The organism is Paenibacillus sp. IHBB 3054 (assembly GCF_051594305.1).
Classification (GTDB): domain Bacteria; phylum Bacillota; class Bacilli; order Paenibacillales; family Paenibacillaceae; genus Paenibacillus_AQ.
On record NZ_JBOFBG010000004.1, the window covers coordinates 265,326 to 291,064 of the forward strand.

27 protein-coding genes and 1 pseudogene are annotated in these 25,739 nt (G+C 49.3%); 5 read left to right on the forward strand and 23 right to left on the reverse strand.

The genetic code is table 11. The features are described 5' to 3' along the window. Positions 1–169 precede the first annotated feature (169 nt). The 5 genes from msrA to ACQ76X_RS07960 all read right to left on the reverse strand — a co-directional run bounded on the left by msrA (position 170) and on the right by ACQ76X_RS07960 (position 4,914). Complete coding sequence (msrA, locus tag ACQ76X_RS07940) at positions 170–682, reverse strand: peptide-methionine (S)-S-oxide reductase MsrA (RefSeq protein WP_438492818.1); 513 nt, start codon at positions 680–682, stop codon at positions 170–172. A gap of 80 nt (positions 683–762) precedes the next feature. Beyond that, positions 763–1,797, reverse strand: a complete 1,035-nt coding sequence (locus ACQ76X_RS07945) for a Gfo/Idh/MocA family protein (protein ID WP_438492819.1) — start codon at positions 1,795–1,797, stop codon at positions 763–765. A 33-nt stretch (positions 1,798–1,830) separates the two neighbouring features. Beyond that, positions 1,831–2,925 carry a Gfo/Idh/MocA family protein gene (locus ACQ76X_RS07950; RefSeq protein ID WP_438492821.1) on the reverse strand — a complete coding sequence of 365 codons (1,095 nt, stop codon included), beginning with the start codon at positions 2,923–2,925 and terminating at the stop codon, positions 1,831–1,833. Between the two features lie 15 nt (positions 2,926–2,940). Continuing rightward, positions 2,941–3,705 (reverse strand): sugar phosphate isomerase/epimerase family protein, encoded by a 765-nt coding sequence (locus ACQ76X_RS07955; protein WP_438492823.1) that lies wholly within the window; start codon positions 3,703–3,705, stop codon positions 2,941–2,943. Positions 3,706–3,750: 45 nt separating this feature from the next. Beyond that, entirely contained in the window at positions 3,751–4,914 is a 1,164-nt protein-coding gene (locus tag ACQ76X_RS07960; protein ID WP_438492825.1) for a Gfo/Idh/MocA family protein, read from the reverse strand. 156 nt (positions 4,915–5,070) lie between these two features. Between ACQ76X_RS07960 and ACQ76X_RS07965 the strand changes: the two genes are divergently transcribed. Continuing rightward, positions 5,071–5,898 (forward strand): helix-turn-helix domain-containing protein, encoded by an 828-nt coding sequence (locus ACQ76X_RS07965; RefSeq protein WP_438492827.1) that lies wholly within the window; start codon positions 5,071–5,073, stop codon positions 5,896–5,898. A gap of 14 nt (positions 5,899–5,912) precedes the next feature. Here ACQ76X_RS07965 and ACQ76X_RS07970 read toward each other — a convergent pair whose 3' ends face one another. Next, a complete protein-coding gene (locus ACQ76X_RS07970) occupies positions 5,913–6,986 on the reverse strand; it encodes a YeiH family protein (protein ID WP_438492829.1) in 1,074 nt (357 codons plus the stop codon). Positions 6,987–7,183: 197 nt separating this feature from the next. Here ACQ76X_RS07970 and ACQ76X_RS07975 point away from each other — a divergent pair, with 197 nt between their 5' ends. Then, a complete protein-coding gene (locus ACQ76X_RS07975) occupies positions 7,184–8,089 on the forward strand; it encodes a LysR family transcriptional regulator (protein ID WP_438492831.1) in 906 nt (301 codons plus the stop codon). Between the two features lie 82 nt (positions 8,090–8,171). Here the strand turns inward: ACQ76X_RS07975 and ACQ76X_RS07980 are convergent, their stop codons facing one another. From ACQ76X_RS07980 to ACQ76X_RS07995, 4 genes are all read right to left on the reverse strand, one after another. Further along, positions 8,172–8,849, reverse strand: a complete 678-nt coding sequence (locus tag ACQ76X_RS07980) for an ABC transporter ATP-binding protein (protein WP_438492833.1) — start codon at positions 8,847–8,849, stop codon at positions 8,172–8,174. Continuing rightward, entirely contained in the window at positions 8,846–9,964 is a 1,119-nt protein-coding gene (locus ACQ76X_RS07985; RefSeq protein ID WP_438492835.1) for an ABC transporter permease, read from the reverse strand. The genes ACQ76X_RS07980 and ACQ76X_RS07985 overlap by 4 nt, the downstream gene beginning before the upstream one ends. Positions 9,965–10,033: 69 nt before the next feature. After that, positions 10,034–11,410: a sensor histidine kinase gene (locus tag ACQ76X_RS07990; RefSeq protein WP_438492836.1), complete on the reverse strand. Its 1,377-nt coding sequence runs from the start codon at positions 11,408–11,410 to the stop codon at positions 10,034–10,036. Further along, positions 11,407–12,084 carry a response regulator transcription factor gene (locus ACQ76X_RS07995; protein ID WP_076109310.1) on the reverse strand — a complete coding sequence of 226 codons (678 nt, stop codon included), beginning with the start codon at positions 12,082–12,084 and terminating at the stop codon, positions 11,407–11,409. The genes ACQ76X_RS07990 and ACQ76X_RS07995 overlap by 4 nt, the downstream gene beginning before the upstream one ends. Before the next feature lie 202 nt (positions 12,085–12,286). Here ACQ76X_RS07995 and ACQ76X_RS08000 point away from each other — a divergent pair, with 202 nt between their 5' ends. Beyond that, a complete protein-coding gene (locus ACQ76X_RS08000) occupies positions 12,287–12,718 on the forward strand; it encodes a hypothetical protein (protein ID WP_438492837.1) in 432 nt (143 codons plus the stop codon). A gap of 218 nt (positions 12,719–12,936) precedes the next feature. Here the strand turns inward: ACQ76X_RS08000 and ACQ76X_RS08005 are convergent, their stop codons facing one another. From ACQ76X_RS08005 to ACQ76X_RS08025, 5 genes are all read right to left on the reverse strand, one after another. Beyond that, positions 12,937–13,746: an NAD(P)H-binding protein gene (locus ACQ76X_RS08005; protein ID WP_438492839.1), complete on the reverse strand. Its 810-nt coding sequence runs from the start codon at positions 13,744–13,746 to the stop codon at positions 12,937–12,939. Positions 13,747–13,880: 134 nt separating this feature from the next. Further along, positions 13,881–14,330, reverse strand: a complete 450-nt coding sequence (locus ACQ76X_RS08010) for a MarR family winged helix-turn-helix transcriptional regulator (RefSeq protein WP_438492841.1) — start codon at positions 14,328–14,330, stop codon at positions 13,881–13,883. Between the two features lie 84 nt (positions 14,331–14,414). Continuing rightward, the gene (locus ACQ76X_RS08015; protein ID WP_438492843.1) at positions 14,415–14,651 is read right to left on the reverse strand and encodes a DUF3977 family protein; all 237 of its coding nucleotides are present in this window, start codon (positions 14,649–14,651) and stop codon (positions 14,415–14,417) included. Positions 14,652–14,790: 139 nt separating this feature from the next. Then, complete coding sequence (locus ACQ76X_RS08020; RefSeq protein ID WP_438492845.1) at positions 14,791–15,984, reverse strand: metallophosphoesterase; 1,194 nt, start codon at positions 15,982–15,984, stop codon at positions 14,791–14,793. Positions 15,985–16,166: 182 nt separating this feature from the next. After that, positions 16,167–16,580, reverse strand: coding sequence for a bacteriohemerythrin (locus ACQ76X_RS08025; protein WP_052092565.1), 414 nt, complete (start codon positions 16,578–16,580; stop codon positions 16,167–16,169). Between the two features lie 329 nt (positions 16,581–16,909). Between ACQ76X_RS08025 and ACQ76X_RS08030 the strand changes: the two genes are divergently transcribed. Next, complete coding sequence (locus ACQ76X_RS08030) at positions 16,910–17,053, forward strand: DUF5808 domain-containing protein (RefSeq protein WP_438492847.1); 144 nt, start codon at positions 16,910–16,912, stop codon at positions 17,051–17,053. Here the strand turns inward: ACQ76X_RS08030 and ACQ76X_RS08035 are convergent. The 4 genes from ACQ76X_RS08035 to ACQ76X_RS08050 all read right to left on the reverse strand — a co-directional run bounded on the left by ACQ76X_RS08035 (position 17,046) and on the right by ACQ76X_RS08050 (position 20,369). Then, a complete protein-coding gene (locus ACQ76X_RS08035) occupies positions 17,046–17,528 on the reverse strand; it encodes an NADAR family protein (RefSeq protein ID WP_438492849.1) in 483 nt (160 codons plus the stop codon). The two genes, ACQ76X_RS08030 and ACQ76X_RS08035, sit on opposite strands and share 8 nt — an antisense overlap. A gap of 17 nt (positions 17,529–17,545) precedes the next feature. After that, on the reverse strand, positions 17,546–18,454 hold the full coding sequence (locus tag ACQ76X_RS08040) for an NUDIX hydrolase (protein WP_438492850.1): 909 nt from the start codon (positions 18,452–18,454) through the stop codon (positions 17,546–17,548). Positions 18,455–18,675: 221 nt separating this feature from the next. Continuing rightward, on the reverse strand, positions 18,676–19,539 hold the full coding sequence (locus ACQ76X_RS08045) for a cation diffusion facilitator family transporter (protein ID WP_438492852.1): 864 nt from the start codon (positions 19,537–19,539) through the stop codon (positions 18,676–18,678). Positions 19,540–19,865: 326 nt separating this feature from the next. Further along, positions 19,866–20,369 carry a ferritin gene (locus tag ACQ76X_RS08050; RefSeq protein ID WP_038591439.1) on the reverse strand — a complete coding sequence of 168 codons (504 nt, stop codon included), beginning with the start codon at positions 20,367–20,369 and terminating at the stop codon, positions 19,866–19,868. Positions 20,370–20,484: 115 nt separating this feature from the next. Between ACQ76X_RS08050 and nagZ the strand changes: the two genes are divergently transcribed. After that, positions 20,485–21,816 (forward strand): beta-N-acetylhexosaminidase, encoded by a 1,332-nt coding sequence (gene nagZ, locus ACQ76X_RS08055; protein WP_438492853.1) that lies wholly within the window; start codon positions 20,485–20,487, stop codon positions 21,814–21,816. A gap of 88 nt (positions 21,817–21,904) precedes the next feature. On the opposite strand, the gene ACQ76X_RS08060 is transcribed toward nagZ, so the two are convergent. The 4 genes and pseudogenes from ACQ76X_RS08060 to ACQ76X_RS08075 all read right to left on the reverse strand — a co-directional run. Further along, positions 21,905–23,005, reverse strand: coding sequence for an efflux RND transporter periplasmic adaptor subunit (locus ACQ76X_RS08060; protein ID WP_438492855.1), 1,101 nt, complete (start codon positions 23,003–23,005; stop codon positions 21,905–21,907). Between the two features lie 29 nt (positions 23,006–23,034). Continuing rightward, complete coding sequence (locus tag ACQ76X_RS08065; protein ID WP_438492857.1) at positions 23,035–24,417, reverse strand: ABC transporter permease; 1,383 nt, start codon at positions 24,415–24,417, stop codon at positions 23,035–23,037. Continuing rightward, the gene (locus ACQ76X_RS08070) at positions 24,414–25,127 is read right to left on the reverse strand and encodes an ABC transporter ATP-binding protein (protein ID WP_341378486.1); all 714 of its coding nucleotides are present in this window, start codon (positions 25,125–25,127) and stop codon (positions 24,414–24,416) included. Before ACQ76X_RS08070 ends, ACQ76X_RS08065 begins: the two co-directional genes overlap by 4 nt. A gap of 23 nt (positions 25,128–25,150) precedes the next feature. Beyond that, positions 25,151–25,739: pseudogene (locus tag ACQ76X_RS08075) on the reverse strand (hypothetical protein); the annotation flags it as partial.

The window sequence follows — 25,739 nt, forward strand, 5'->3', positions numbered from 1 at the left end:
TGAAAGTGAATGCAAGTGGAAACGGATCGCCGTCCTCAAAAGGACGGTATCCGTTTCAGCGAGAAATAGAAGGATAATTTATAGCGTGAAGCATATAAGTTCTTATAATTAAAAAAAGCTGAACGGAAAGTGCTCCGTCCAGCTGATCCTGATCAATCTTCTTCTGTATTTACCAGTGCTTCGCGATAAAAGTATCCCGGCCGGACTGTTCCCGGTCTTCCTTATAATTTTTCGGGTTCTTCTTGTGATAATCCTGATGATAGTCCTCTGCCGGGTAAAAGACCGGTGCGGGCAGAATCTCCGTAACGACAGGTCCCTCGAAACGCCCGCTGGCCGCTACCTGCTCTTTGGAAGCCAAAGCTGCGAGTCTTTGCTCTTCATTATAATAAAACACCGCAGTCCGGTACTGGGTTCCCCGGTCCTGGAATTGTCCTCCGTCATCAGTCGGGTCAATCTGCGGCCAGAACAATTCTAACAGCTTCTCGTATGGGAAAAGTGCCGGGTCAAAGCTGATCTGCACTACCTCATAGTGTCCTGTAGTGCCAGTCTTGACCTGTTCATAGCTTGGATTCTCCACTGAACCCCCGGCGTAGCCTGATACAATTCCGTGTATACCCGGCAATTCTTCAAAGGGTGTAACCATGCACCAGAAGCAGCCTCCTGCAAACATTGCCTGTTCCATACCTGTAATCCCTCTCCCTATCTATATATCTCTACATACTATAACGTATGTTAAGAAGATAAGGTTAAATCTGCCTAAAGTCAATTTGAGGGAGCGGTCTGCCAAGGATAAGTCTTTTTTTCAATCCCGGAGGAGCTGTATATGCCTGCGATCAGTTCCAGTGTTTTGAGCCCTTCTGATCCGTCAATCCAGAATGGTCTTCCTTCGCGGACATGGTCATAAAAGTCATGAATCAGTCTTTGATGCCCCGTTCCCCAATACGACTTGCCTTGAATACCTGACACCCCCGGCTCACTGAGCAGCGTTTCCCGGCCGTCCTTCCACAGATACAGGCAATCCCTCCGCAGCAGCAGCGTCCCCTGTTCGAACACTATTTCCAGCTCGACGGGTGAGTTAACCAGGTAGGCATTGCTGCCGTAAAAAAGTCCTCTGACCTTATTCCTGAAGTTGATGCAGGCATGTGCCGTATCCTCCACTTCAATAACTCCGTCCAAGACATCTGTGCTTACGCTTCCCTGCACTGATGAGATCTCACCGCCGAACCATTGCAGCAGATCCAGCGTGTGGATCGTCTGGTTGATCAGCACCCCACCGCCCTCTGAGGTCCATTTCCCCCTCCAGTTGCTCTCCTTGTAGTACTCAGGAGACCTGTGCCAGGTGACAATCCCCTTCATACATACAAGCGGCCCCAGCACACCGGATTCAATGGTCTCCTTAATCTTGATAGAGGGTTCATTGTAGCGGTTCTGAAATACGATGCCGAGCTGGCCTTTGCTGTGCTCCGCAGCTTTCAGCATGCGCTGGGCAGAAGGCAGGTCAACCGCCATCGGTTTTTCTGTTAAGACATGCTTGCCGGCCTGCAGCAGATCGACCGCCATTTGCGCATGCAGATCATGCGGTGTGCAGAGGTGGACGATATCAATATCAGATCTGTTCAAAAGCTCCTTATAATCTGTAAGCGCGCCGCAGCCATATTCTTCTCCAAATGCTGCCGCTTTGGCCACATCAATATCTACGGCTGCCAGCAGTTGTCCCACTGATTGTGCCGCGATCGCCTTGGCATGCAAGGGAGCTATTGCTCCGCAGCCGATTATGGCTGCTCCAAGTATTGTCATCTTGTGCACCTTCCAATCTTATTTCCGTTCCTATCAAGCCTTTATGAGTGTCTCGGGCGTAAGATTTACCGCTTGTGCCTGAGCTTCCAGGCATAGCTCCGCCGCTTTGAAGACATGCTGCTGGGTCATAGCAAATTCTGTCCGTTGCAAGCAATCCAGTATCAGCTCGCCAAAGAACGGAAAGCCGATTTTACCGGCAACATGCTCATAATGCTCTCCTTGACGGTCTGCCCAATAGACATGATCCGTTGTATTGGAGCGGGCAATATCGCTGTATTTGCGCAGCTCGATATACCCCTCCGTTCCCATAATGATCGTTCGGCCGTCCCCCCAGGTGCCCAGTCCGTCCGGTGTGAACCAGTCGACACGGAAATATTGCGTCGCCCCGTTGTCGCCGACAAGTGTTGCATCGCCGAAATCCTCCAGCTCAGGGTAAGCAGAATTGTTGTAGTTGGCAACCTTGCTGTGCAGTACCTTGGCATCGCGGCAATCCGCGTAATACAGGAATTGTTCAATCTGGTGACTGCCAATGTCGCAAAGGATACCGCCATATTTGTCCCGCTGGAAGAACCACTCCGGACGGCTTGGTGCGCTCAAGCGGTGAGGGCCCATTCCGATGATCTGAAGCACACGGCCGATCGCTCCCTGCCGAATCAGCTGTCCGGCATACACCGCACTCTCCACATGAAGTCTCTCGCTGAAATAAGTCATGTACTTCTGCCCCGTCAATACAGTCTGAGTCCGCGCTGCTTCCAGCTGTTCCATTGCCGTAAATGGCGTTTTGTCAGTGAAATAATCCTTCCCGTGTGCCATCACCTTGAGTCCAAGCGCCCCTCTCTCGGAAGGAACCGCTGCCGCTGCAATGAGCCGGACCTCGGGATCCTCAAGGATTTCTTCAGCGGAGCGTGCGGCTTGAACACCAGGATAAGTGCTGACAAAAGTTTTCACCTTCTCCGGATCGGGATCAAAGACCCATTTCAACCGGGCTCCTGCTTCGACCAGACCATTGCACATCCCATAGATATGACCGTGATCCAGCGCCATCGCAGCGATCATAAATTCACCCGGTTTTACAACCGGTCTAGCTTCATGAGTAGGTGCATACATCATTCCATCTTTTCTGCTCATCTTCAACCCTCCCGGTCACAGCTTCGAAATCAGGTATTTGAGGCTGATCTCCAGACTCTCGTAAGGATCGCGGCGGCAGACATCCTGCTCAACAACAAACCATTCCACACCCGTTTCACGGCCAGCCTCAATAATAGCTTCATAATTCATGTTTCCTTCACCGATCTCAGCAAAAACCTGTCCCCTGGAGATGATAGCCATATCCTTCAGATGCATGACCTGCATCCGGCCCTTTACCTTGTGAACCCAGTCCACCGGATTAGCTCCCCCGGCTTGAACCCAATACATATCCAGTTCAAAGCCGAACACCTCGGGATCGGATTCCTGCAGCAGCACTTCCATACCCGTAACCCCGTCAACCCGTTCGAACTCAAAATCATGATTATGATAAACGAATTGCAGGCCATGCTCCTCCTTCAGGGTCCGCGCAATCCCGGAGGCAAGTTTGGCAAATGTCCGATAGCCCTCCTGGCTGCTCTGATATTCTCCCGGCAGTCCGCCAAGACCAATGTATTTGCAATTCCACAGCTTATGTTCTGCAGCCAATGCGTCCAGGTCATTCACCAGCCGGTTCCACGGCACATGGGTTGCGCAGATGGTCAGCCCAGCTTCATCCGCGTATTGTTTGACCAGCTGCGGATCAATCGGACCAATTCCGGAAATCTGCACAGCCTGATAACCCATCACTTTCAGCTTCTGGAAAGCGGCCCTTAAATCCTCTGCAGTCTTGGTAAAATCACGTAGCGTGTACATTTGTGCAGCTATTGTAGAACGTTGCATATGAGCAATTCACTCCTTATTAAGTTTGTCTGTCCTATAATTAAATTAATGAGTGCCTTTTACATCAAAAGCCCGCTGCTCTACAGCTTCCTTCCGGAAGGTAGAGCTCTTCACCCGTTCCATGAGCTTCTCATGAAACAAATCACTATCAATCGGAAGATCGACCCAATTGTCAGTCCAAGCGGACAAGTACATTGCATTCGAAAGTGTCAGGCCGCGAATTCCCTCTTCCCCGGGAGCGAGCAGCGGTTCGTCATGCAGAATGGCATTGGTGAAGTTGCGCAAGATTCCCTTGTGCTGTTCTCCTCCGCCTTCTGGAACCGGAATCTCACATTTCCAGCATTCGGGTCTTCCGAAGCCTTCGGCAAATTCGGCATTGAACTTCGGCTCCGGGATGCGCAGACGCCAAAAGGTCAACTTGCCGTTCTCCACGACGATTTTTCCGTTATCCCCATTGATTTCAAAGCGGTTGGTTCCCGGCGCCTCCCCGGTAGTGGTGATGAACAGGCCTGTTGCTCCGTTCTCATACTCGACATAAGCGGTTACATCATCTTCCACCTCAATATTGCGGTACTTGCCGAACTGGCAGAATGCACGCACACGCTTCGGCATCATTCCGGTTGTCCATTGCCAAAGATCCAGCTGATGCGGGTCCTGGTTCAGCAGCACACCGCCGCCTTCTCCAGCCCATGTAGCCCGCCAGCCCCCGGAGTTGTAATAGCTCTGCGAACGATACCAGTCAGTAATGATCCAGTTGGTGCGGCGGATCTCACCCAGCTCACCGGACTGAATCAGCTCTCTCAGCTTTTGATAGAGCGGGTTGGTCCGCTGGTTGTACATAATGCCGAATTTGCGGCCACTTTGCGCAGCGGCTTCGTTCATCTCCTGCACGGCTTTCGTATATACACCGGCGGGTTTTTCAATTAATACATGATAGCCGTGCTTCAGCGCCTCGATCGCAAGCGGCGGATGATCATAATGCGGAGTGGAGATTAATACGGCATCAATACTTTTGGAGGCAAATAATTGAGCAGGTGTGCTGAACCTGAGCACCGTATCAGGCAAGTGCTCTGCCGCCCACTCCAGGCGTTCGGGGCTTGTATCACAGACAGCCGCCAGCTCAGCTCCTTTTACTTCATGAATCAGATCGAGCGCATGGGCCCGGCCCATATTTCCAACTCCAATAATTCCATAACGAACCTTCTTCATCCTATGAATCACTCCTATGTGAGTTATGATATGAGAATAACCCTATTTCCAGACAGTGAACATGACCGGAATTAAGGTTTTTTTGTACATAATTAAGATGTTTTAGTTAAATGAAAGCGATATACTGGATTTATTACACATTAAAGGAGTTTTATAATGAATCACTCCGGCAACCTTACGGGAGCGTTACTGCAGAACCTGAGCGTCACCGTTACCCATGCCCACTTAAGCAGCAGATACCCCGGATGGAACCGCTTGAATGAGACGCCATCCTTTAACAGACTTTATTTCATTGATGGCGGCGAGGGTAAGGTGATCCTGAACGGGCAAGCCCATTATCCGCGCCCCGGCCAATTGATGATCATGCCGGCAGGCTCGACGCAAACTACAGAAACCTCCCCTGACAATCCCTATAAGCGGTACTTTTGTCATTTTGATGCCCATATCGGAGAATGGCCCTTGTTTCATACAGGCAACAAGTTGTACATATGCGATGTTGCGGAGCCGGATGCCATTCGGGAGATTTTCACAGAGATGATAACACGGTTTCCGGAAGAGAACCTGCTCTCCACCATGCGGAATCAAGCCGCACTACTTCATCTGCTAGCACTTTGCCTGGAGGACGGCGGATATTCCGATTTCATGGGTGAGCTGGCTCATACCAGTGGTCAAAGACAGCTAGCGAACGTCCTGCAATACATTGAACAGCGCCTTACGCAGCCTATGGAGGTAGAGGAACTGGCCGAGCTGGTTCATCTGCATCCGAACTATTTCATCCCCTACTTCAAGAAATACATGGGGATTCCCCCCATGCATTATGTGCAGCTCAAGCGGATGGAGCTGGCTAAAAGACAGCTCTCTTACTCTACTTCCAGCATTTCCGATATCGCTGCGCAGGTGGGCATGGAGCTGGCCCATTTCTCCAAATATTTCAAGAAAACCACCGGCGTATCTCCCTCTGCCTACCGGAACAGCACAAGGTAGAGGGGAGAAACGGACTATGCGAGTCCAAGGAGATGAACCAGCAGAAATCCAAGTCCCGAGAGCAGTAACGAGCCGATTAAGCCAGCCAGCAGCGGTTTTTTACCCATTAGGGCAAAGGTCTTGATATCCACACCAAGCCCGAGTCCCGCCATCGCCATGGCCAGCAGCATATACGCCAGGATAATCAGATCAGCCGTTACTTGTTCAGGGATTATTCCCAGCGTATTTACACCGCTCATCAGCAAAAAACCGCCGATAAACCAGGGCACCGGAAGTTTCCTCCACTGAATTTTGGAATGCGGTGGCTGTACAGCCGCCACTTGCCCCCTACACTCCCTCTCTGCTTTACGCTGTCTATAGGCTTCCCAGACTCCGATAGCAAGAGCTACCGGAACAAGCATCGCTACCCGAGTCAGCTTCACGATCACCGCGAGGTCTGCTGCCTTTTCACCGATGGGGGCGGCAGCGGCGATCACATGCGCTACTTCATGAAGAGTGGCTCCGGCAAATATCCCATACCCTTCTGGACTAAGGGACAACACCGGATAAATTAACGTATAAACCAGCGTAAATATCGTCCCCAGCACAGCTACCGTTGCCGCGCTTATTGCGGTCTCATTGTCCGAAGCCTTTAGTTGGGGAGAGATTGCCGCGACGGCTGCCGCTCCGCATATGGCAGTTCCGCAAGCGGTCAGCAGTCCAAGTGTCCTATCAATTTTCATCCATTTGCAGAGTCCATAAACGGTGAACAAAGTAAATACAATATTAATCAGGGCAATCGCCAACACTTTGGGACCGGCCTGCACAAGTTGAAACAGGTTCAATCTCATCCCGAGCAGGATGATCCCCGCTCTGAGCAATCTCTTGCTGGAAAAGCTGATGCCCGGCACCGCCTGCTGCGGTACCCCTCCTGCTGTACGAAGCAGAACTCCTAACAGAATGGCAATTACCAGCTGGCCCATGATGCCAAGGTAAGGCAGCAGCGCCAAATATTTGGCCGCTATGGCCAGTAGTCCTGTAAGCAGGATTCCTAGAATAAATCCGCTGTATTTATCGTTCAAGCGCTGAAGCTGATGTGCATGATTCATCTCAAACCACTCCCTGTTTACGTTCAATTACGTTGCTAACTTGTAACCTCACTATAAGTGCAGCCAGCAGGGAAGTGAAATACGTCTTTGCTATCTCTATCATTACAAATACTTATGATTGATGATAATAACTATGTTAAAATGGATAATAAACGGCCATACACAAAGAATTTCAAGGCTAATAATGAGGTATAATTATGATAGTAGATGCATTACGTGTATTTGCAACCGTTGCTGAGCAGCGCCATTTCTCCCGTGCCGGAGAGCTGTTGAACCTCTCCCAGCCCGGTGTGAGTCTGCATATCCGCAACCTGGAAAATGAACTGGGAACCAAGCTGCTTCACCGTTCCCCGAAGGAAGTCCGGCTGACAGAAGCGGGAGCTATCCTCTATAAACATGTGAAGCAGATCCTCTCGCATTATGAAGAAGCGGGCAGGGAAATCCAACTGCTGCGCGATGAGGTCACGGGGAGTATTCATATCGGGGCCAGCTTTACGATTGGAGAGTACATCCTGCCTGGCAGAATTGCCGAGTTCGCCAATCAATACCCGCAGGTGAATCTGCAGGTCACCATTCACAATACCGAGGAGATCATAGCTGCCATTAAGTCGAACACCCTTGACATCGGGTTCATTGAAGGCGAAACGTCTGACCATGAGCTGTCCGTGATTCCCTATATGAAGGATGAAATGATCATTGTAGCTCCGTGTAGCCATCCCCTCTCGGCTGCAAATGCCGTAGATAAAGACATGCTCCAGAATCAGGTATGGGTGCTGAGGGAGCCTGGCTCCGGCACCCGTGCCTTCAGCGATCATTTTCTGCAGCATGCCCAAATCTCCCATAAACGGTCTTATGTATTCAACAGCAGCCAGGGGATTAAGGAAGCCGTCTCGGCTGGATTAGGAATCGCCATGCTCTCGAGATGGATCGTGCGCAAAGAGCTCGCCCGGGGTGAAATCAGCGAGCTGCGAATCAGGCATCAGCTGCTGGAGAGAAATTTCTCAATCATCAGCCGCAAGGAAAACGCTGCTACCATGGCCATAACCGTCTTTATCGAGAAGCTGCTTGCACCGGTTAATCCAGACCGTAAACCGCCAGTCTAATTCTCATAGACAACATTTTTACAGGATAGCAAAAAACCTGAACCCTTGTTCGAGGGTCCAGGCCATTAAGGCATACATAAACTTAAGACTCAACCAGTACTCCATCCTCCAGATGCAGCACGCGGTCACACCATTCCAGCATCCGTTCATCGTGGGTTACCATGACTGCCGCTTTCCCCTCACTCTTCACTTCGTCGGCAATCATCCGCACCACTTCCTTGCCCCGCTCATAATCAAGGCTTGCAGTAGGCTCATCTGCGAACAGAATCGCCGGCTTGTTCATCCACGCTCTGGCAATCGCCACCCGCTGCTTCTCTCCGCCGGACAGCTGCTCGGGATAGTGGTTGCGGCGCTCCCAAATGCCTAACCGTTTGAGTAAATACGCAGCCCGCACTTTGGCTTCTTTGGTGCTGAGCTTCGCCAACTTGGCTACATAGAGCAGCTGTTCCTCAACCTTTAAATAAGGCAACAGCTGTGCGCTTTGAAACATAAAGCCGATTTTTTGCAGACGCAGTTCGGTTAGTTCGCTCTTTGCCTTATTGCCCAGCGGCTCTCCGTCAATAAGGATCTCCCCGCTTGTTGGTGTCAGTAGAGCTCCAGCGGCCGAGAGGAAGGTGCTTTTTCCTGAGCCCGAAGGACCCAGAACAGCTACAAATTCGCCGGCATTGACCGTCAGATCAAGGTTCTTCAAGACCGACATCGTGCTGTCCCCGTCTCCATAGGTTTTGGTCACTTGCTTCATGATTAATTTGGCACTCATGCTCCAGCCCTCCCTATCGCTTCCAATGCATCTACCTTAGCAACACTTGCTACAGAAATAAGTGATCCCAGCAGAGACATACCTATAAACAACACGCTGGTTAAAATAATCGTCGAGCTCTCCAACTGAAACGGCATCGAATCCGGCAGCCCCTTATTCATACCAAAGGTCAGCAGCAGGCTTATTACCAGACTGGCTACGGACAGTATCATTACCTGCCCTACCACACTCCAGGCGAGATAGGACATTTTGGTGCCCATGGCCTTCAGGATACCGAACTGGCTCGTCTTCTGAATTGTGATTACATAGAAGAATACTGCCAGTACAACGCCTGCGATGACAAACAGGAACACAATCATCATCATCAGGGAATTCTGCTCCGCCGAATATCCGGGTACACTGGAGATCGCCTGTTTTTGCGTGATGACCTCCACATTATCCAGTTTGGCAGTAATTTCATCAGCTTGTGCAGAAGATGCGCTGAGCGCTACCACATTGTAAGGCACTGACTGTGAATCAGCCTTCTCCTGCCGTGCCCCTTGTTTCATTTCCTGCCAGTCCAGATTATTGATATAGACAACCGGGGTATGACTGTAAGAACTATCGTCCACAATTCCGGATACTTTCCAGGACATCCCTGAAGCCTGATCAACGATGGTGCTTCCCAGCGTAATTCCCGACTGTGCAAGCTGGGAGTCCACAACTGCGCTGCCCCCGGCTTCATTCGATATCCCGGTTCCCTGCACCACCTTAGGAGCAAGCATACCATTCATATCTACGGCAAAAAAAGTAATGTCCGCCTTCGCATCCCCATTGTCCAATGTTACCGTGCTCGTCTGGACCGCAAGCGGTGTTGCTTTATCTTCGCCCACAATTGAACGTGCCGCAATCAGCTCGGCATCACTTAATTGAGAACGTCTGAAGGCATGATCGGCGTCACCCTGGACGACAAAATAGTTAGCCGGCATATTCTCCACCGCTGAAATATTGGCATAGGCAAGTCCTCTGGCCAGCCCGGTAACGAACAAGACGAGAAAGGAAACCAGCAGCATGATGACCATGATAAGGCTGTAACGTGCTTTGGAATGCCTCATTTCCCTTAATGCTAAAAACATAAAACCACTCCCTCTGCTCTGTATAAACACAGTGTAGAGGATGAAAATGAACGGAGTATGAATAAACAATTACAGAAGCGGCAGATTCACAGTGAAGGTGGTGCCTATACCGACCGTGCTTGATGCTTCAATGGTACCGCCGTGCGTTTCGATTATTTTCTTCGCGATAGACAGTCCCAGCCCGCTGCTGTTGCTGTCACGGGTACGCGCCTTGTCCACTTTGTAGAAGCGGTCGAAGATCATCGGCAGCTCTGCGGCTGATATTCCTTCCCCGGTATCCGCCACTGTAACTTTGCAGCTGCCCCCGGTGGCTTCCGCGGATAGGGTGATGGTTCCACCTGAGGGTGTATATTTAATCGCGTTGGACAGCAGGTTCATCCACACCTGATAGAGCAGATTCGTATCCCCCTGAAGTATTATATCCTCCACATGCAGACGAACCGCCAGGTCCTTCTCCGTAAGTCTCCACTCCATAATCTGCACGACCTGGCGCAGCTGCGCACGAAGTTCGAAGCTCTTCTTCTGCAGCGCATTCTCGTCATAATCCAGAGAGGACAGGGTGAGCAGCTGTTTGCTGAGCATCGAGAGGCGGCGGCTCTCTCCGTCAATAATGGAGAGGTACTCCAGTCTCTGGTTCTCCGGCAGTGCAGAATCTTTAAGCGCATGGGCAAAGCCCTGGATGGAGGTCAATGGCGATTCGATCTCATGCGAGACATTGGCGACAAACTCCTGACGCGCCCGGTTCGTCCGCTCCAGCTCCTGGCTCATGATCATAAAATGGGAGGCCAGCTGGCCGATTTCATCCCGCCGCCGGGTATTGAGCCGGATGTCGTACCTTCCTTTGGAAATCCTTTTCGTAGCGGCGGTCAGCCTCGTAATCGGTTTAACCACATGCAGCACGGTAACGAGGACAAACCACAGGCTGAACAGAATACTTACCCCAAGCAACACGGCAAAAAAGATCCGCAGCTCCCCAAACTGCACCTCGGCATCCGGACGCATAAACAAGGCATAGGTCTGACCGTTGATATGCACCGGCACTCCTATCGAGTTGCTGAGCTGATTATCAAAAAAACCGGTCACAAACGCCTGGCTCGGAAACTCCGCCACTCCATGGTAGACCTCTCCGGCAAGCACGTTTTGCAGCACATCCTCGCCCAGATCATTTTTGCGGAATGGCAAGCCATAAAACTTCTCGTCGCCCTGACCATTGGACAAGTATAATTTATACCCCAGGGATGCCGTACTTAGCAGATATTCTCCCACCGCATCGGGATGGTCCTGGACAAACTGCTGCAGACCTATCGCCATTTTCGTGAGTTTGGCATCGTTCTGCGGTTTGATCTTGACCTGATAATAGAAATTGGATGCGAAAAATCCCATAAAACTGCTTATCAATATAATTGAGCAAAACAGCACACTCATCCGTACATAAAGCGACTTCATGCGTTCACCATCTCCACTTTATAACCGATTCCGCGCACCGTGCGGATCACAAAATCCTCTTGATAGTCAGCAAACCGCTGGCGCAGACGTTTGATATGCACATCCACCGTCCGTTCGTCGCCCTCGTAATCCGCTCCCCACACCAGCTCAATCAGTTCGCTGCGCGAGAACAGACGCCCCGGATACTGCGCTAGCTGCGCCAGCAGCTCAAATTCCTTCACCGGCAGCAGCAGCACATCGTTCCCGTTACTGATTTCATAATTTTTGCGGTCGATCACGAGCGAGTTGAGACGGATCTTGTCATCGGAGGCTATCGAATAGCGGCGGAACAGCGCTTTGATGCGGAATAGCAGCTCCTCTGGCTCAAACGGCTTGGTCACATAATCATCTGTCCCCCGCAAATAGCCCTGTTCTTTATCGCTGAGCTGCTGCCGCGCCGTCAGGAGAATAATCGGAATGTCGTACGTTTCGCGTATGTATTGGCACAGCTCCAGCCCGTCCATCTGCGGCATCATTACATCCACGACGGCAAGATCCACCGTGCTCTCCTTCATCAGCCCTACCGCTTCCCGGCCATCACCTGCTTCAACGACCAGATACCCTTCCCGGGTCAATACATGCCGCAGCAGTGTACGGATATTTAGATCATCATCGGCAACCAATATCTTTTTCATCTGAACACCTCTCCCATATCCCTTCTTAGCTGTCACCATAGTAGCAACATTGCTCCGTTAAGACAACCGGGAGTCCGGCAAGCAGGCTTTCATTATGTTCTAAATTACTGAAAATCGTCACACCGCATGTTAATATTAAGGCACTATTAAGACTTTAGGGGCTACATGAATATTTAGCTTGATCATAAGAGGAGGGCTTTTCTTGCATCCAATAACAGCAATGGAAATCACAGCCTCAATTATTTTTGTCATCGTTATTTTTGTTATAGCAGTGCTTTTACCAGATGAGATTAGGAAGATCAGTTTAATTACAGCAGGTTCGATAACTATACTTTTGCTTGTGTTTTTTGCAGTTCGTCCCTATTGGCTTGATTATCAAGTATCAGAAAAGACAGAACAACTTAACCAATATTTGGAGGAAAAGTACCCTAGTGAGGAGTGGGAAATTAGCCGGCAAGCAGGAAGACAATACAACCCTTATCACCTGGAGGTTCGCTTCAGCAACGAAAAAGACTGGATATATATCTATTCCGTAGTAGATGCGGACAGTATCCACCAGAGTGTATGGGGAGTTCCAGGAGCCATGTCTCCCAGTGACGGGAAGCATTATGAAATGTATCCATTGGAAAAATAATATATATAAGTTGAATTTTAGATTTAACGATCCGGCATTGAACGCAACTGCGGTGAATGTTTGGACTTCCGGCCGCTGTTGTCTACAGATTTCTTGATTTATACCGCTATTTGCGGTTGAAATCCGTAGACAAAGGCGGACGCTATCGCTCCTACAGTTCCAAACTTCCCCTCCGCTGCTTTTGCCTCTAGGTAGTTCTTTAGTTCAACTGATATAGACTAAACAAAAGGCACTATACTTTCCTTCAGCGAAGTGATGCTTCGCCCCATTAATTGCTCCAGGTCATTCGAAGTAGAGACCGTATCAATCTTCTTCAAAAAAGAATAAATCCAGTGCTGAACGCTGGCATCCTCCCGATGTGTTACCGGCTTGCCTGTCAGCGATGTCAGCGCTGCTGCGAGATCACTGAAGCTCCACGTATGTGGTGCAGCCAGCTCATAAATCCGATTGCTGTGCCCGGAGCCGGCAAGAACAGCGGCTGTAGCCAGGGCCAAATCTTCACGTGAAACGGAGTTGAACAGAAAGTCCCCCGGAGGTGTAATCAACTCACCGCTGCGGATGGCTTCTTTTAATCCAAGCACATTCACGAAATCAATATATAATGCGTTGCGGAGAAAGGTGTACTCTAGCCCGGAATCCAGAATCACCCGCTCTGTAAGCGTATGGACATTGCCGGAAGCAACATTAATCCGTTGTTGCGGGAAGGCAAAGCCCGTATAGAGGATATGCGAAACGCCTGCTTTGACTGCTGCTTCAATAACCCGTTTGTGCTGGGCAAGGCGAATGCCGTCATCAGTGTGTGAGCTTGAAATTAGCAGCAGTTGGGATATATCATGGAATGCAGCTTCCAGCCCTTCCGGGACATCATAATCGGCATAACGTATTTCTATTCCTTGATGCTGTAGTTCTATAGCTTTGTCCGGATGGCGGGCACCTGCAACAATCTGCTCCTGTGGCATTTTTTGCAGCAGATTATCAATAATCAGGCGTCCTAATTGGCCAGTTGCTCCCGTAATCATAGTCTTCATCGGTTTGCACCCTCTCTTTGGTTCATGGAATTTAGTTAAGCTATTAACTATATGAGCAAAAAAAATGTTACGTATCTCTACTATCAGATTAAATGTTAAGATGAGAGTTTCATCGGTGCTTTATACCTCCAAATTTATATAGAGCGGTTCAGTTTGTGCAGCAATGACATCAACTCCAGCAGTTCCTCTTCATCCAGCCGCTTCATGACTTCGGCAACCGCCTGACGGTTCTCCGGAAGATGCTCTTTCAGCAGTGCGCGTCCGCTACCTGTGATCGAAATGACCGATTTCCGGCCGTCCGTAGCATGGCTTGCCCGGCTGATCAATCCGTCCTTCTCCAGCGGCAAAAGCAGCAGGCTGATATTGGCTTTGGTCACGCCGATTTTCTCGGCAAGCACCGAAGGCAGCATAGTTCCGCCGTGTCTGGCGATTTCCACCAGAATGCGGATACGCGCTCCGTTCAGACCCTGATTCTGCCAGTATTTCTCGGATACCGCTACGACATTCGCAGTTGCCTCAACCAATGTGAAGAATGCCTCCGTATATAGCGGCGGCTCCATTACATATTTTTGTAGATCGTCCATAAATTCCGCTCAGCTCCAGGTAGTTAATGACTTAACTACTTCAATGTATGTGAATCTACCGCTTCTGTCAATCCTATAAGAGTTCTAATAACTACTGATTCCGATAACTATTTTGATTTTGCTTCTGCTCTTCCTTGCTTTTTTGCAGCCTTCTTTAAGATCAGCAACGAATACAGTCTTCCCTATCCATATCCTCAGGTACAGCGAATGGAAATGGATCGGCCGGATAATCCCCTGCTGCTCCATCTCCGTTCCATCCTCAAATTCTGTTTCCGTTCTGACTATCCACCGGTTGCCGATTCCAAATTCTATGTATTTCAAGACTAACACTCCTTGGACATGATTAACCCCCGCAGCTACTCTAATGAAGCCGCAGGGGTTCTATTTTGGGATTGGTCGTGACTACATGTAATTCTCAAGTTCAATCTATATAATGTGTAATATTAAATTCATCTACAGCTTAAATGAGCACTGTCTGTGAAGACAGCGGTTCCTCACTGTACTGTTTGCTGCCCTCCAGCAAAACTTCCAGCTTGATCAGCTCGGAGCGGCTGGCCAGACGGATCGGCGGCCCCCAGGTACCATAGCCGGAGGAGACGATTACATGCATTTTCTCCTTAAGCAGATAGCCCCAATCCAGCTCAAAGAGGCGTTTGGTGATCCAGTGATTCGGCGCAATCTGTCCGCGGTGTGTATGTCCGGATAACAGGATATCCACCCCTGCCTTTGCTGCAAGGTCAAAACCGGTAGGCTGATGGTCCATCATGATTACAGGACGGGAGAGATCCAGACCTTCCAGCAACGAAGAGACACTAAGTCTACCGCCAGCCTCCATAGCTTCCGCGGTTTTATCTTTCCGGCCGACAATATAGACGCCTGCAGTTTCCACCACTTCGTCCTGCAGAACTTTGATACCGATGCTATCCATCAGCTCAGTATACTCTTTGATCGAGCCGCCGTAATATTCATGATTTCCCAGAACGGCATATACGCCATGACGGGCTTTAAGCAGCTTTAACTGTTCACTCATTCCATTGCGGATAAACGGCTCGATGCTGTCATCCAGCACATCCCCGGCCAGCAGGATGACATCCGGCTTCATGTTGTTGATCTCGGTGACCATTTTGCGCAAATGACGGTTGCCTACAATATTCCCCAGATGCAAATCCGAAGCAACGGCTACCGTAAGGGGTGCGCTTGTTCCAATGGATTTATCAATTTTGATCGGATGAGTGCGTACAATAGTGCTCCAGGCATTCCGTGAGCCCCAGATGAGGAAGATGGCCAGCAACAGAACCAGCGTCGCTCCTGCTTCATAAGTAAATGCCGAACGGTTAACCCCCATAAGTCCCAGCACCCAATAGAGCAGATCAGTTAACGGCAGCACAATTACCGCAAACTCCATGCAGGCCAAATAATAGGACCCGATCACTTTGAAGAATCTGGCCGCCGGTTTCACAGCCTTTGGCCAGGGGACCATTCCGATCATATAGGCAAAAGCAATAACCATAAACACCGTCCAGTAGGCACCTGCCGAAATACCCGGCAGCCAATTCTCCAGCAGTACCCAGAGATGAAAGCCGATGTAGAAATTAACCAATCCCAATACAAGCAGCACTCCAGCTCCGGAAAATAGCATGCGCAGTATTTTCATTCAACCACTCCTTTAGCGTACAGCTCATATCTATACGTTCTACCTCAAATCATATCATAAAGTATTAGCCGAGTATAAACTGTGCCGGAGCATTGTAATAAATGAGAGGGTCTACCTCCTAACAGTCAAGCAACATAAAAAAGAAAATGCCCTGCGGCATCTTCATGATCTATCTATGTAAGTTAAACAGCCTTATTGCCCTTGGCAGCAATACAATCACCGATCAGCCTGTCACATTTGTGGATATGGTTGATCAACCAGTCCGTCAAGGTGCGGTTCAGTTTGATTGTGGACAGTACGGATACGCCTTTGGTCTTAATGCTTTCTTCCAGTTCAAGCACGGTCTGCACGAATTCGGCATGAGTCTTCTGGTGCTCGGCAAGCTCAGGGAAATCAATCTCTGACATTAACTGCTCTTCATTGCCAAAATGCTCAAGGGTATAGTCTTTAAGGAATTTCAGTGTTTCTTCAATCTTTTCTTTGCCTTTCTGGTTCGTGCAAGCATCAAAAAATTCATTAAGCTTCACAAGCAGCTGTCTGTGCTGGCAATCAATCTTCTCCACGCCGATATCATACGAATCCTTCCATTCAATCATGTACTCACTCACCTTATCCTTTACCACAATTTGCATATTTAGAGACATATCTAATTCTCTACAGAGAATGTTTGGACTTCCGGCCGCTGTTAGGTTTGGATTTCCTGAATTTAACCGCGAATCGCGGTAGAAATTCAAACCTAAAGGCGGACGCTATCGCTCCTACAGTTCCAAAATTCCCCTCCGCACTTTTCCCTAAATGTATATAAGTTCATTCTATATAGCCTAAAGGCTGCGCATCAGAAGTTATTGCAATTTCTCACCATATGATCAATACTTATCTCAGCATTTACACATCATAAAATTTACAGAGGACAGAGGTGCATGAAATGTTCAGCAAGAAAGCGCCAAAGCAACGTATATTTGTTCCGAAATCATCAGGAATCGGCTGGGGGTTAAATCCCAATCACCCGCTGTCCTGGATGGCAACTTTTGGTCTCCTTGTACTGGTAATCTATTTAACGATTAAATAGTAGAGCGAGTAAACTCTTCGCGAAGATTCGTCAGGATTTCCCCCAGCCAGTTGGTGCCGCGCCAGGTAGTTTTTCTGCGTATCCTCGGATCCTCTTCCGTTAAACCCACACCCCAGATCCGGTCCGTCGGACTTGCCTCTACCAGCGTTGTGCCTTTAGTATCCAGCAGCGCTTGCAGCAGGTCCTCGTTCTGAATAAACTTCTCCCAGTTTCCTTGATAGACAATCTCTTTGCAGTGTTGTTCCCAAATGGTTTTGTCGAAACCTCTCACCTGACGCCCCAATGCCTTCTGTTCTCTGGGAGTTGTGGCCCGCAAGATTCTCAATCCCAGCTCTCCATCCTTAAACAATTGTGCCTTACTGTACATCATATACTGCTCAGTGCTATTAAAGTGAAGCTCTCCCACCGTGAAACGGCAGGGATACCATTGTGAGAATGGTGAGCCGCTGCGGTAAAAATAGGTGAATTTCTCCATCTTGCTCTCTCCTCATATCATTGATTGGAACCCCGGTTCATGTTATATCGGTACAGCTTAGAGGGCCGGTGTCCGGCATCCCTGGTGAAATCCTCAGTTTCCATCACACGGTCAGCAATCTTCCGGCGGAAGGCGGCGGCCAGCAGCTCTTTGCCCAGAATGATTTCATAGACACGCTGAAGCTCCGACAAAGTGAACAGGGGCGGCATCAGATTAAAAATAATATCCGTATATTCAACCTTGCCGCGCAGGCGTTCGATCGCATATTGAACCATCATCAAATGATCAAAAGCGAAGCCTTCACTCTCCACGATCTCACGCTGGATCTTGCTGACATGGCCTTGAACAGATTCGGTAATTTTGACCACTCCTGATAAAGTCACCTTATCACTTTGCAGAGTGATCTTGATGAATTGGTCCTGCTCATATCCTTGCTCCAGCTCTCTCCGGCTTGCTTCGAGGATCTCATGTGATACCTCGAACCAGGCAGCATCCGCAGCATCATCCCCTGCCTGCACATTCAGCGCGGTACGATCAACCAAAGCCATATAGGAACAGCTGATGACCCGCATCCGCGGATCGCGCTGCACCTCTCCCCAGGTATACAGCTGTTCCATATAGATATTGTCTATATTCGTTTCTGTGAACAATTCCCGGCGTGCCGCTTCATCCAGGCTTTCATGTACACCGACAAAACCGCCAGGCAACGCCCATTGTCCCAAATAAGGATGTTCGCCCCGTTGAATCAGCAGCAGCTGCAGTGATTTCTCGGAAAGCTTCCGGTAATTATCCTGTTCCCGTTCCATCACGGTAAAAATCAGCATGTCGACCGTCACGGATGGACGTTCATACATTCCAGCATCATATGTTTTTAGGAATTGTTCCTCGGTTATACCGTTGCGGTCAGTGACCGGTTGTTTTGACATAGCCAAACTCCTTTGCAGCTGCGGATTTAATTATTATCTTTTTGTTAATATCATAATGATATTATATACATATCCAAGAGGTATAAGTCAAGCATTAGAGTATTCATGCAGAAAATTGCAATGCGCTACAATGAGGGTTCTGCCCGTAGGTTATATTGCAAAAAAAGCCTGACTGCTCCGGCTTTCGCCGTGCATATCAGACTTTGGTATCGATTCTATATTTACAGCGGCTCTATATGTACAAGCACATTGGAAACCTGGTGGCGGTCCTTCAATTGGTCTTCAATTTCTTCCGTAATATCATGACTCTGCACCACGTTCAGCTTCGAGTTCACCAGCACGGTTGTATCCACCAGCACATTGTTGCCATGAATGCGTGCTTTAATATCTTTTATCGATTCTACGCCATCGATTTGGGCAACGGTTTGCTTCATCAGCTCCAGTTCGCTTGCATCAAAGCCGTCCGTTAAATCATGGCTAGCCTTGCGGAAAATATCCCAGGCTGTCTTGCAGATCAGAAGCCCAACAATCGTCGCTGTCAGCGGATCCAGCCAGGGAATTCCAAACTGTGAACCGATAATCCCTATAAAAGCACCTATGCTTACGAGCGCATCCGAACGGTTATCCTGAGCTACCGCCTGCATGGCATTGCTTTTGAGTTCACGGGCAAGCTTGATATTGTACGCGTAAACGGCCAGCATTACCAACGCACAACCCGCAGCCGTCCAGGCAGCGATAAGATCTGGCGTCTCCAGCACCGGTTGGACAAATTTGTTGAAACCCTGATACAGAACCTGCAACCCTACGGCAATCATAATGAAAGAAGCAATCAATGCGGCCACCGTCTCCGCTCTGAAATGCCCGTAGCTGTGATTGGAATCAGGAGGTCTCCGGGAAATCTTAAGACCTGTCAGGATGGCGAGAGACGCAATGATGTCCGTACTATTGTTCAATCCGTCTGCAAGCAGAGCTTGGGAACCCGAGACACTTGCGATGAACAATTTGACGGCGGATAAAAGAATGTAGGCAAATAAACTGAGCCAGGCCCCTTTTTCACTTTGTTTAATGTCGCTGTAGTTTTCCAAAAAAAAGAACCTCCAAACAATAGTATTGTTCTATACTACACGCTGACATCCGGGTGGGTCTAGAGAAACAGTGTTGCCGGGCGGCGCATTAGTTAACCCTGCCAAATAGAGTTGGGAAGCAGGAAGTGTTTTGCAATACGCAACATTGTTTGCCCTAGTTCAACATCAGACAGTGATTGGTGTCGGGAACCGGAATTATTCTCTTATACAGAAAGGCTTTGCGGGCTCTCACCCTTCACACGGTAAACACAAAAAAGGACCTGTCCTATAAGACAGATCCCTTTTCTGCTAAACTATGGTAGAGCGGCTGCTCATACATTAAGCATTTATTCTGCCGGCGGAGTAAATGAGCGCGCCGCAAACTCGGCGTCCAGCATGTAGAAAGCGTTGCTATCGGATTCAATCCGTTTTAGCTTGGCGATAATATTGCTGAACAGCGCCTCTTCCTCAACCTGCTCATCAATGAACCACTTGAGGAAGTAGATGGTCGCGTGCTCACGTGCATCCAGCGCCAGGTCGGCCAGATGGTAGAATTTCCGCGTATTCTGCTGTTCATGGGCATAGGCATGTTCAAAGGCATCCAGCATGGATGTATATTCGTTCTTCGGCTCCGGTAAGGCAGCGAGCGTAGCGCGATAGTCGCGGTCATTAAGGAATTTGTAAATTTTCATAGCATGAAACCGTTCTTCTTCGGCCTGTACCAGAAAAAAGTTGGCGAAACCGTCCAGACTTTCACCTGAACAATAAGCAGCCATCGCCAGGTAAACGTGAGCAGAATAAAATTCAAAATTCATCTGCTCATTCAATGTATTCATTAATTCTTCCTTCATGGGTCCCTCACCTCGTCCTTTAGAGTAATTTGCTTGAAACAAGCCTTATGTAAAGTCTCCTCCATCTTATCATCCATGCCAGTGAATCGGCAAACGAAAGGAAGAATATTTGCAAATGAAAATGATTGGGCTGAAATACCGGCACTTCACCCCGCGAGACTGGAGCAGACTCTTTCCTGTGACTGCCGTACTTACCGGCTTGCTTGCCATCAGCGGATGTGCAGGAAACACCAATGTGCAGACAGGAAATATTTCTCCTACGGACTACATAACCGCATCACCTTCCGCAACAGCGGCTGCAGCAGCGACAGCAACAGCGACACCCATGCAGTCAGCGGCCAGCGGCAGCGATATAATTGAGAGCAAATTGGCAAACATGACGCTGGAGGAGAAAATCGGGCAAATGCTCCTGGTCGGCATTGACGGCACCAAGCTAGATACCCAGGCAAAAAGGATGATTGCCGAAGACAAGATCGGCGGAATTATCTTGTATAAAGATAATATCAGCAACCTGAAGGGTATGGTCAGCCTGATCAATGACCTGAAGAAGAGCAACGCGGAGAATCCGGTTCCGCTGTTCATGAGCGTAGATCAGGAGGGCGGCAAGGTCAGCCGCATGCCTGATGAATATGCCGCAATTCCGTCGAACGGGAGCGTTGGCGCAGCCAACAATTCTGGTGCTGCCGGAACGATGGGCAAGCTGCTCGCCAGAGAGCTGCTGTCAGCCGGGTTTAATATGGATTTTGCCCCTGTGCTGGATATAAACAGCAATCCCGATAATCCTGTAATCGGCGACCGTTCCTTTGGAAACACTGCGGACCTCGTCAGCAGATTAGGAATCGCTGAGATGAAAGGAATCGCCGGTGAAGGCGTTGTGCCGGTTGTTAAACATTTCCCCGGTCACGGCGACACATCCGTCGACTCCCATCTGGAACTGCCGGTCGTGAACAAAACTGCTGCCCAACTGGCCAAACTGGAATGGCAGCCGTTCGAGGCGGCCATTCAGGAGAATGCGGATGCGGTAATGGTTGCGCACATTCTTTTTCCGGAGCTTGATTCTGATAAGCCTGCTTCTTTGTCCAGGGCCATTATCGGAAAGCTGCTGCGTGAAGAGATGGGCTTTCAGGGAGTGGTCATTACCGATGACCTCACAATGGGTGCCATCACCGAGCACTACACGCTGGCTGCCGCAGCTGTCGATACCGTACAGGCGGGCAGTGATATCCTTCTTGTCGCCCATGAATACGGGAATGAGCAAGCGGTTCGGAAAGCGCTGCTGGCCAGTGTCCAAAGCGGCACCATCAAGGAGTCACGAATTGATGAGAGTGTCTACCGCATTCTTGCACTGAAGGACAAATACCGCCTGACCGACCAGCCGACAGCCGTGCCCGATCTGACGAAGCTGAACCAGGATATCACAAGCTGGCGAAGTTCGCTTAACAAGTAACAAAGAGGCTGTTGAGACTCTCTCAACAGCCTTCGACAAGCTAAACGGGCAACCTGTTGTTATATCAACAGACTGCCCGTTATTTTAACTACTGAATAACTACTTTATCCCCTGGCTTTAGTCCAGAGAGAACTTCTGTCTTGTCCGTAGTTTCCATTCCGACCTTGATTTCCTGCCGTACATATTGCTCATTTCCTTTATCCAGCATTACATACGCCAGATCACCTTCATGCATAACAGCGATGCTGGAGACTACTGTGGCTTTCTCTTTACGCAACGTCTCAATTTCGCCGCTAAGACTGAGGCCGCCGATTAAATGCTCATCCGGCTGGAGAGAAATAACCACCTCAAATTGCGGCACCTGACTTGCTGCCGAGTTCTGTCCGCTGGTTGTAGTGGCGAATTTCGATACCTCGGTCACTTCACCCTTAAGCGTAAGATTTTTCATTGCAGTCATCTTGACCTGAACCTTCATGCCCTTTTTGATGCGGAAGATGTCCTGTTCCCCGACCTGTGCAATAAATTCAAGCTTGCTCAGATCAACAATCTTACCGATGTACTGATTGTCCGTCACCATCTGCGGCCGTTCTTTGCTGCTGTCATACAGGAAAATGCCAGTTGCAGGCGCATGATAGATCGCCGTTTTGAGCTTATTCCTTTTGTCCGCCAGCTCCCGCTCTTGAATACCTGCGTTGACCTTATTCAATTCCTCATTCATGCGTGCCGTTTCCTGGGCCGCCAGCGCTTTGAGCCGCTCCGCTTCAGTTCCGATTGGAGCTGCAGTTTCCGCGTCCTGTTGGCTGACGAATGAATTCAGTTCCCCCTCCAGCTGCGCTTTGCGAATGGCAGCCTCTGTGGTGGCAATTTCGTTTTGCAATGTGCTTTGGTCCAGAGTGAACAGCACATCCCCCTTTTTCACCTGGCCGGCGTTCTCCACCTTCCACGCTGTAACCTTTGAAGCGTAAGGAGCATAGACCAGAGTCTCCTCTTGATACTGTGATTTCCCCTTCACCTGAACAGAACTCGTTATGGTCTCCTGAGTAACCGGAAAGCTGATTGCTTGCGTAGTCTCCATCACCATCTGGGGTTCTTCTTTTTTGATCACTTTGGTGAACAGCAGATATCCCCCAATACCCACGATGGCCGCAATAATGAGCCACTTCAGGCTCTTTTTAATTATCCTCTTCATTGTTCGGCGTCCTTTCAATTTAAAAATAGCTAGTCCCGCTTAATAGCAGTAAGCGCATCTGTTCTTGAAGCGCTGATCGCCGGATAGATCCCCGACAGCACACCTGTCATAATCGCAAATACAAGCCCGATGGGAAGGTTCGTTTCCGGAATAAAGAAATGTATACCATCACCAGCTGTACCCACAAGCTTGTTGAGACCATTTACAATCAGGTAGGAAAAGAGAACGCCCAATAATCCGCCCAAAAGCCCCAGCAGTGCAGCTTCCGTAATGAACATATTGCGGATTTGCCTCATATTTGCACCCAGCACCTTCATAATTCCGATCTGCCGTCTGCGTTGATGGGTGGACATGGTCATGGCAACAATAATGGAAATGGAAGCAATGACTAGAATAAAAACACCTATTCCAAGCGCTGCCATTTTGATTGTATCAAATTGCTCTTTAAGCATATCCATCTGATACAGATTGTTGCTGGTCGTTAAAGACAGCTTCTGAATCATTTGTTCTACCTGCTTAATGTTGTCAACGTCGTCCACCTTAACCGTCACTGAGTTGTAGCTTCCTTCCTCAGGCACATTAATGACCGACATATTGTCAAAAGCAAGCTCTTTCCCGAGTTGAACCGCAGTATCCTGAGAGATATACATAATCTTGTCATAGGAAGCACGTTCATCGCTAGTCCCCGTCGGATTAGCCAGGATGCCCCCTACTTGCAGCGGTGAGCTGAGCTTGATGGCTCCTGACGCGCTGCTATAGTCCTGCGCCTGTATCTGTAGCTGCTGCCTATACATTTCTGAAGGGAGCAGGGTCATACTGGTGTATTGAGCATTTAATTCCTGGTTAAAAGGATCTGCCGAAAGACGCTCATAAAGCTTCGTACGGGTTTCATTGTCAATCAGGCCAAGTGTTGCCCCATAATTCAGCACAGTCATACCCGGGAGATTTGAGCCTCCTCCCTGTTTGAAGGTATGGCCGTACTTATTCAGCATCTCTAAGTCTGTTGCAATGACTCTGGCATCGCCTATTTTGTTGTCGACCGTGACAATCTGCATGTAGCCGACATCTTGAAACGGCGCGGCTGCGACTACATGATCCAGACCGCGGATAATCTCAAGCTTCTGCTCCGTCAGCTTACCTGGATTCAGGTTCTCGTTTGTTTCGGCAGGAGCCTTACTGCTGTCTCCGCCGCCACGCGAGGGGATACCGCCGCCTGGAGAGACCATAATTTCATCCATTTTAAAACTGCGATTGACCTCATCGGTCATATAGTTCTGTGCGGATTGTCCAACACTAAGCGCAACAATGATTGCTGCACAACCGATGGAAAGTCCGGTCATACACAGTCCGGTAACCACCTTGCGCCGTTTGACCTGATCCCAGGCCATACGGGTTATATCTCTGATCTTCACTGCGTCTCCTCCTCTTGAGGTTCCGCTTCTGCCGCCTTTTGCTCTTCGGTAATTAAATAACCGTCCCGCAGGGAAAAGATGCGCTGCATTTGCTCTGCTACCTCATGTTCATGCGTGACAACAATAAAAGTAGTGTTCATCGTCCGGTTGAGCTTGAGCAGGATGTCGATGATTTCTTCCTCAGTCTTGGAGTCCAGGTTCCCTGTCGGCTCATCCGCGAAGATGACCGATGGCTCTGTAATCAGCGAGCGGGCAATACTAACCCGCTGCTGCTGGCCGCCAGACAGCTGGGAAGGAAATAAATCAGCTTTGTCCGGAATGCCGACCTGCTCCAGCAGCGCAAGCGCCTTTTGCTTACGGATGGATGGCGAGACGGACTGGAACACAAGCGGCAGCTCCACATTCTCGCGCACGGTAAGACTGGTGATCAGCTCATAGGCCTGAAAGATAAATCCGATATGCTTGCGGCGAAACACGGAAAGCTTGTTTTCTCCCATCTTAACAATATCATGGTCCGCAATGAAGATATGGCCTTCAGTCGGCTTCATCAGGCCGGCCATCAGGTTTAGCATTGTAGATTTCCCGGAGCCGGAACTGCCCAGCAGGGCAACCATTTCACCCTGCTTTACATTGAAGCTGATATCGTGAAGCACGGGGGTCCATTCGTTGCCGGTCTTAAAAGAGTGCTTGATATTTTCTACTCGCAACATAGAAGCTGCTCCTTCTTCCATTGTCATTTAGCGTTGGTATCTTTCTCAGTTATCAGCTGGCGGTCGATGAACAGGTTGAAAACCTGGCCCCCAAGCTCCTGCCGTTCGCCTTGGAATTCATCAAATAAAGTTAATTTGTAAGTGCCGCTCTTGAGCTTCATGTACAGATTTTTGCTGAAGGACATCGAGAAGGTATTACTCTTGCCTTCTGTCAGATCTGTACCTATAGTCAGCACTTTATCCTGTGTTACGCCAAAGGGATCCGTCATTCTAAGCACAAGCTTATGTTCCAAATCGCCACTGTCGATGCTGTTGTCCCGGGTCAGATCATAGGTCATTACGATGTTAATGGTGTCGTTTAGTTCTAAAAGTCTGCCTTCTGAGTTGATGACCGATAAATTATAGGGGAAGAACGTGATCTTCGTTAAATTGCTTGCCGGTGCAGTGGTTTTAGGTGTGAGCAGAAGGGCGCTTGCATTAATAAAGCCGGTCGCCTCTTGTCCGCTCTCACTTAACTTGTTTTCTGTCACCCCGGAACCTAATACCAGTGAGATGTCATCGGCACTTACCGTCTTCGGCAGCTTCGCCCAGAATGAAACCAACTGCATACCC

Excerpts from the sequence above, each read along its gene's own strand:
- ACQ76X_RS07960 (WP_438492825.1), bottom strand. The coding sequence starts at position 4,914 with ATGAAGAAGGTTCGTTATGGAATTATTGGAGTTGGAAATATGGGCCGG.
- ACQ76X_RS08020 (WP_438492845.1), bottom strand. The coding sequence starts at position 15,984 with ATGAAAATACTGCGCATGCTATTTTCCGGAGCTGGAGTGCTGCTTGTA.
- ACQ76X_RS07995 (WP_076109310.1), bottom strand. The coding sequence starts at position 12,084 with ATGAAAAAGATATTGGTTGCCGATGATGATCTAAATATCCGTACACTG.
- ACQ76X_RS08070 (WP_341378486.1), bottom strand. The coding sequence starts at position 25,127 with ATGTTGCGAGTAGAAAATATCAAGCACTCTTTTAAGACCGGCAACGAA.
- ACQ76X_RS07950 (WP_438492821.1), bottom strand. The coding sequence starts at position 2,925 with ATGAGCAGAAAAGATGGAATGATGTATGCACCTACTCATGAAGCTAGA.
- ACQ76X_RS08030 (WP_438492847.1), top strand. The coding sequence starts at position 16,910 with ATGTTCAGCAAGAAAGCGCCAAAGCAACGTATATTTGTTCCGAAATCA.
- ACQ76X_RS07990 (WP_438492836.1), bottom strand. The coding sequence starts at position 11,410 with ATGAAGTCGCTTTATGTACGGATGAGTGTGCTGTTTTGCTCAATTATA.
- ACQ76X_RS08050 (WP_038591439.1), bottom strand. The coding sequence starts at position 20,369 with ATGAAGGAAGAATTAATGAATACATTGAATGAGCAGATGAATTTTGAA.
- ACQ76X_RS07945 (WP_438492819.1), bottom strand. The coding sequence starts at position 1,797 with ATGACAATACTTGGAGCAGCCATAATCGGCTGCGGAGCAATAGCTCCC.
- ACQ76X_RS08060 (WP_438492855.1), bottom strand. The coding sequence starts at position 23,005 with ATGAAGAGGATAATTAAAAAGAGCCTGAAGTGGCTCATTATTGCGGCC.
- ACQ76X_RS07980 (WP_438492833.1), bottom strand. The coding sequence starts at position 8,849 with ATGAGTGCCAAATTAATCATGAAGCAAGTGACCAAAACCTATGGAGAC.
- ACQ76X_RS08005 (WP_438492839.1), bottom strand. The coding sequence starts at position 13,746 with ATGAAGACTATGATTACGGGAGCAACTGGCCAATTAGGACGCCTGATT.
- ACQ76X_RS07975 (WP_438492831.1), top strand. The coding sequence starts at position 7,184 with ATGATAGTAGATGCATTACGTGTATTTGCAACCGTTGCTGAGCAGCGC.
- msrA (WP_438492818.1), bottom strand. The coding sequence starts at position 682 with ATGGAACAGGCAATGTTTGCAGGAGGCTGCTTCTGGTGCATGGTTACA.
- ACQ76X_RS07955 (WP_438492823.1), bottom strand. The coding sequence starts at position 3,705 with ATGCAACGTTCTACAATAGCTGCACAAATGTACACGCTACGTGATTTT.
- ACQ76X_RS07965 (WP_438492827.1), top strand. The coding sequence starts at position 5,071 with ATGAATCACTCCGGCAACCTTACGGGAGCGTTACTGCAGAACCTGAGC.
- ACQ76X_RS07985 (WP_438492835.1), bottom strand. The coding sequence starts at position 9,964 with ATGTTTTTAGCATTAAGGGAAATGAGGCATTCCAAAGCACGTTACAGC.
- nagZ (WP_438492853.1), top strand. The coding sequence starts at position 20,485 with ATGAAAATGATTGGGCTGAAATACCGGCACTTCACCCCGCGAGACTGG.
- ACQ76X_RS08025 (WP_052092565.1), bottom strand. The coding sequence starts at position 16,580 with ATGATTGAATGGAAGGATTCGTATGATATCGGCGTGGAGAAGATTGAT.
- ACQ76X_RS08040 (WP_438492850.1), bottom strand. The coding sequence starts at position 18,454 with ATGTCAAAACAACCGGTCACTGACCGCAACGGTATAACCGAGGAACAA.
- ACQ76X_RS07970 (WP_438492829.1), bottom strand. The coding sequence starts at position 6,986 with ATGAATCATGCACATCAGCTTCAGCGCTTGAACGATAAATACAGCGGA.
- ACQ76X_RS08010 (WP_438492841.1), bottom strand. The coding sequence starts at position 14,330 with ATGGACGATCTACAAAAATATGTAATGGAGCCGCCGCTATATACGGAG.
- ACQ76X_RS08035 (WP_438492849.1), bottom strand. The coding sequence starts at position 17,528 with ATGGAGAAATTCACCTATTTTTACCGCAGCGGCTCACCATTCTCACAA.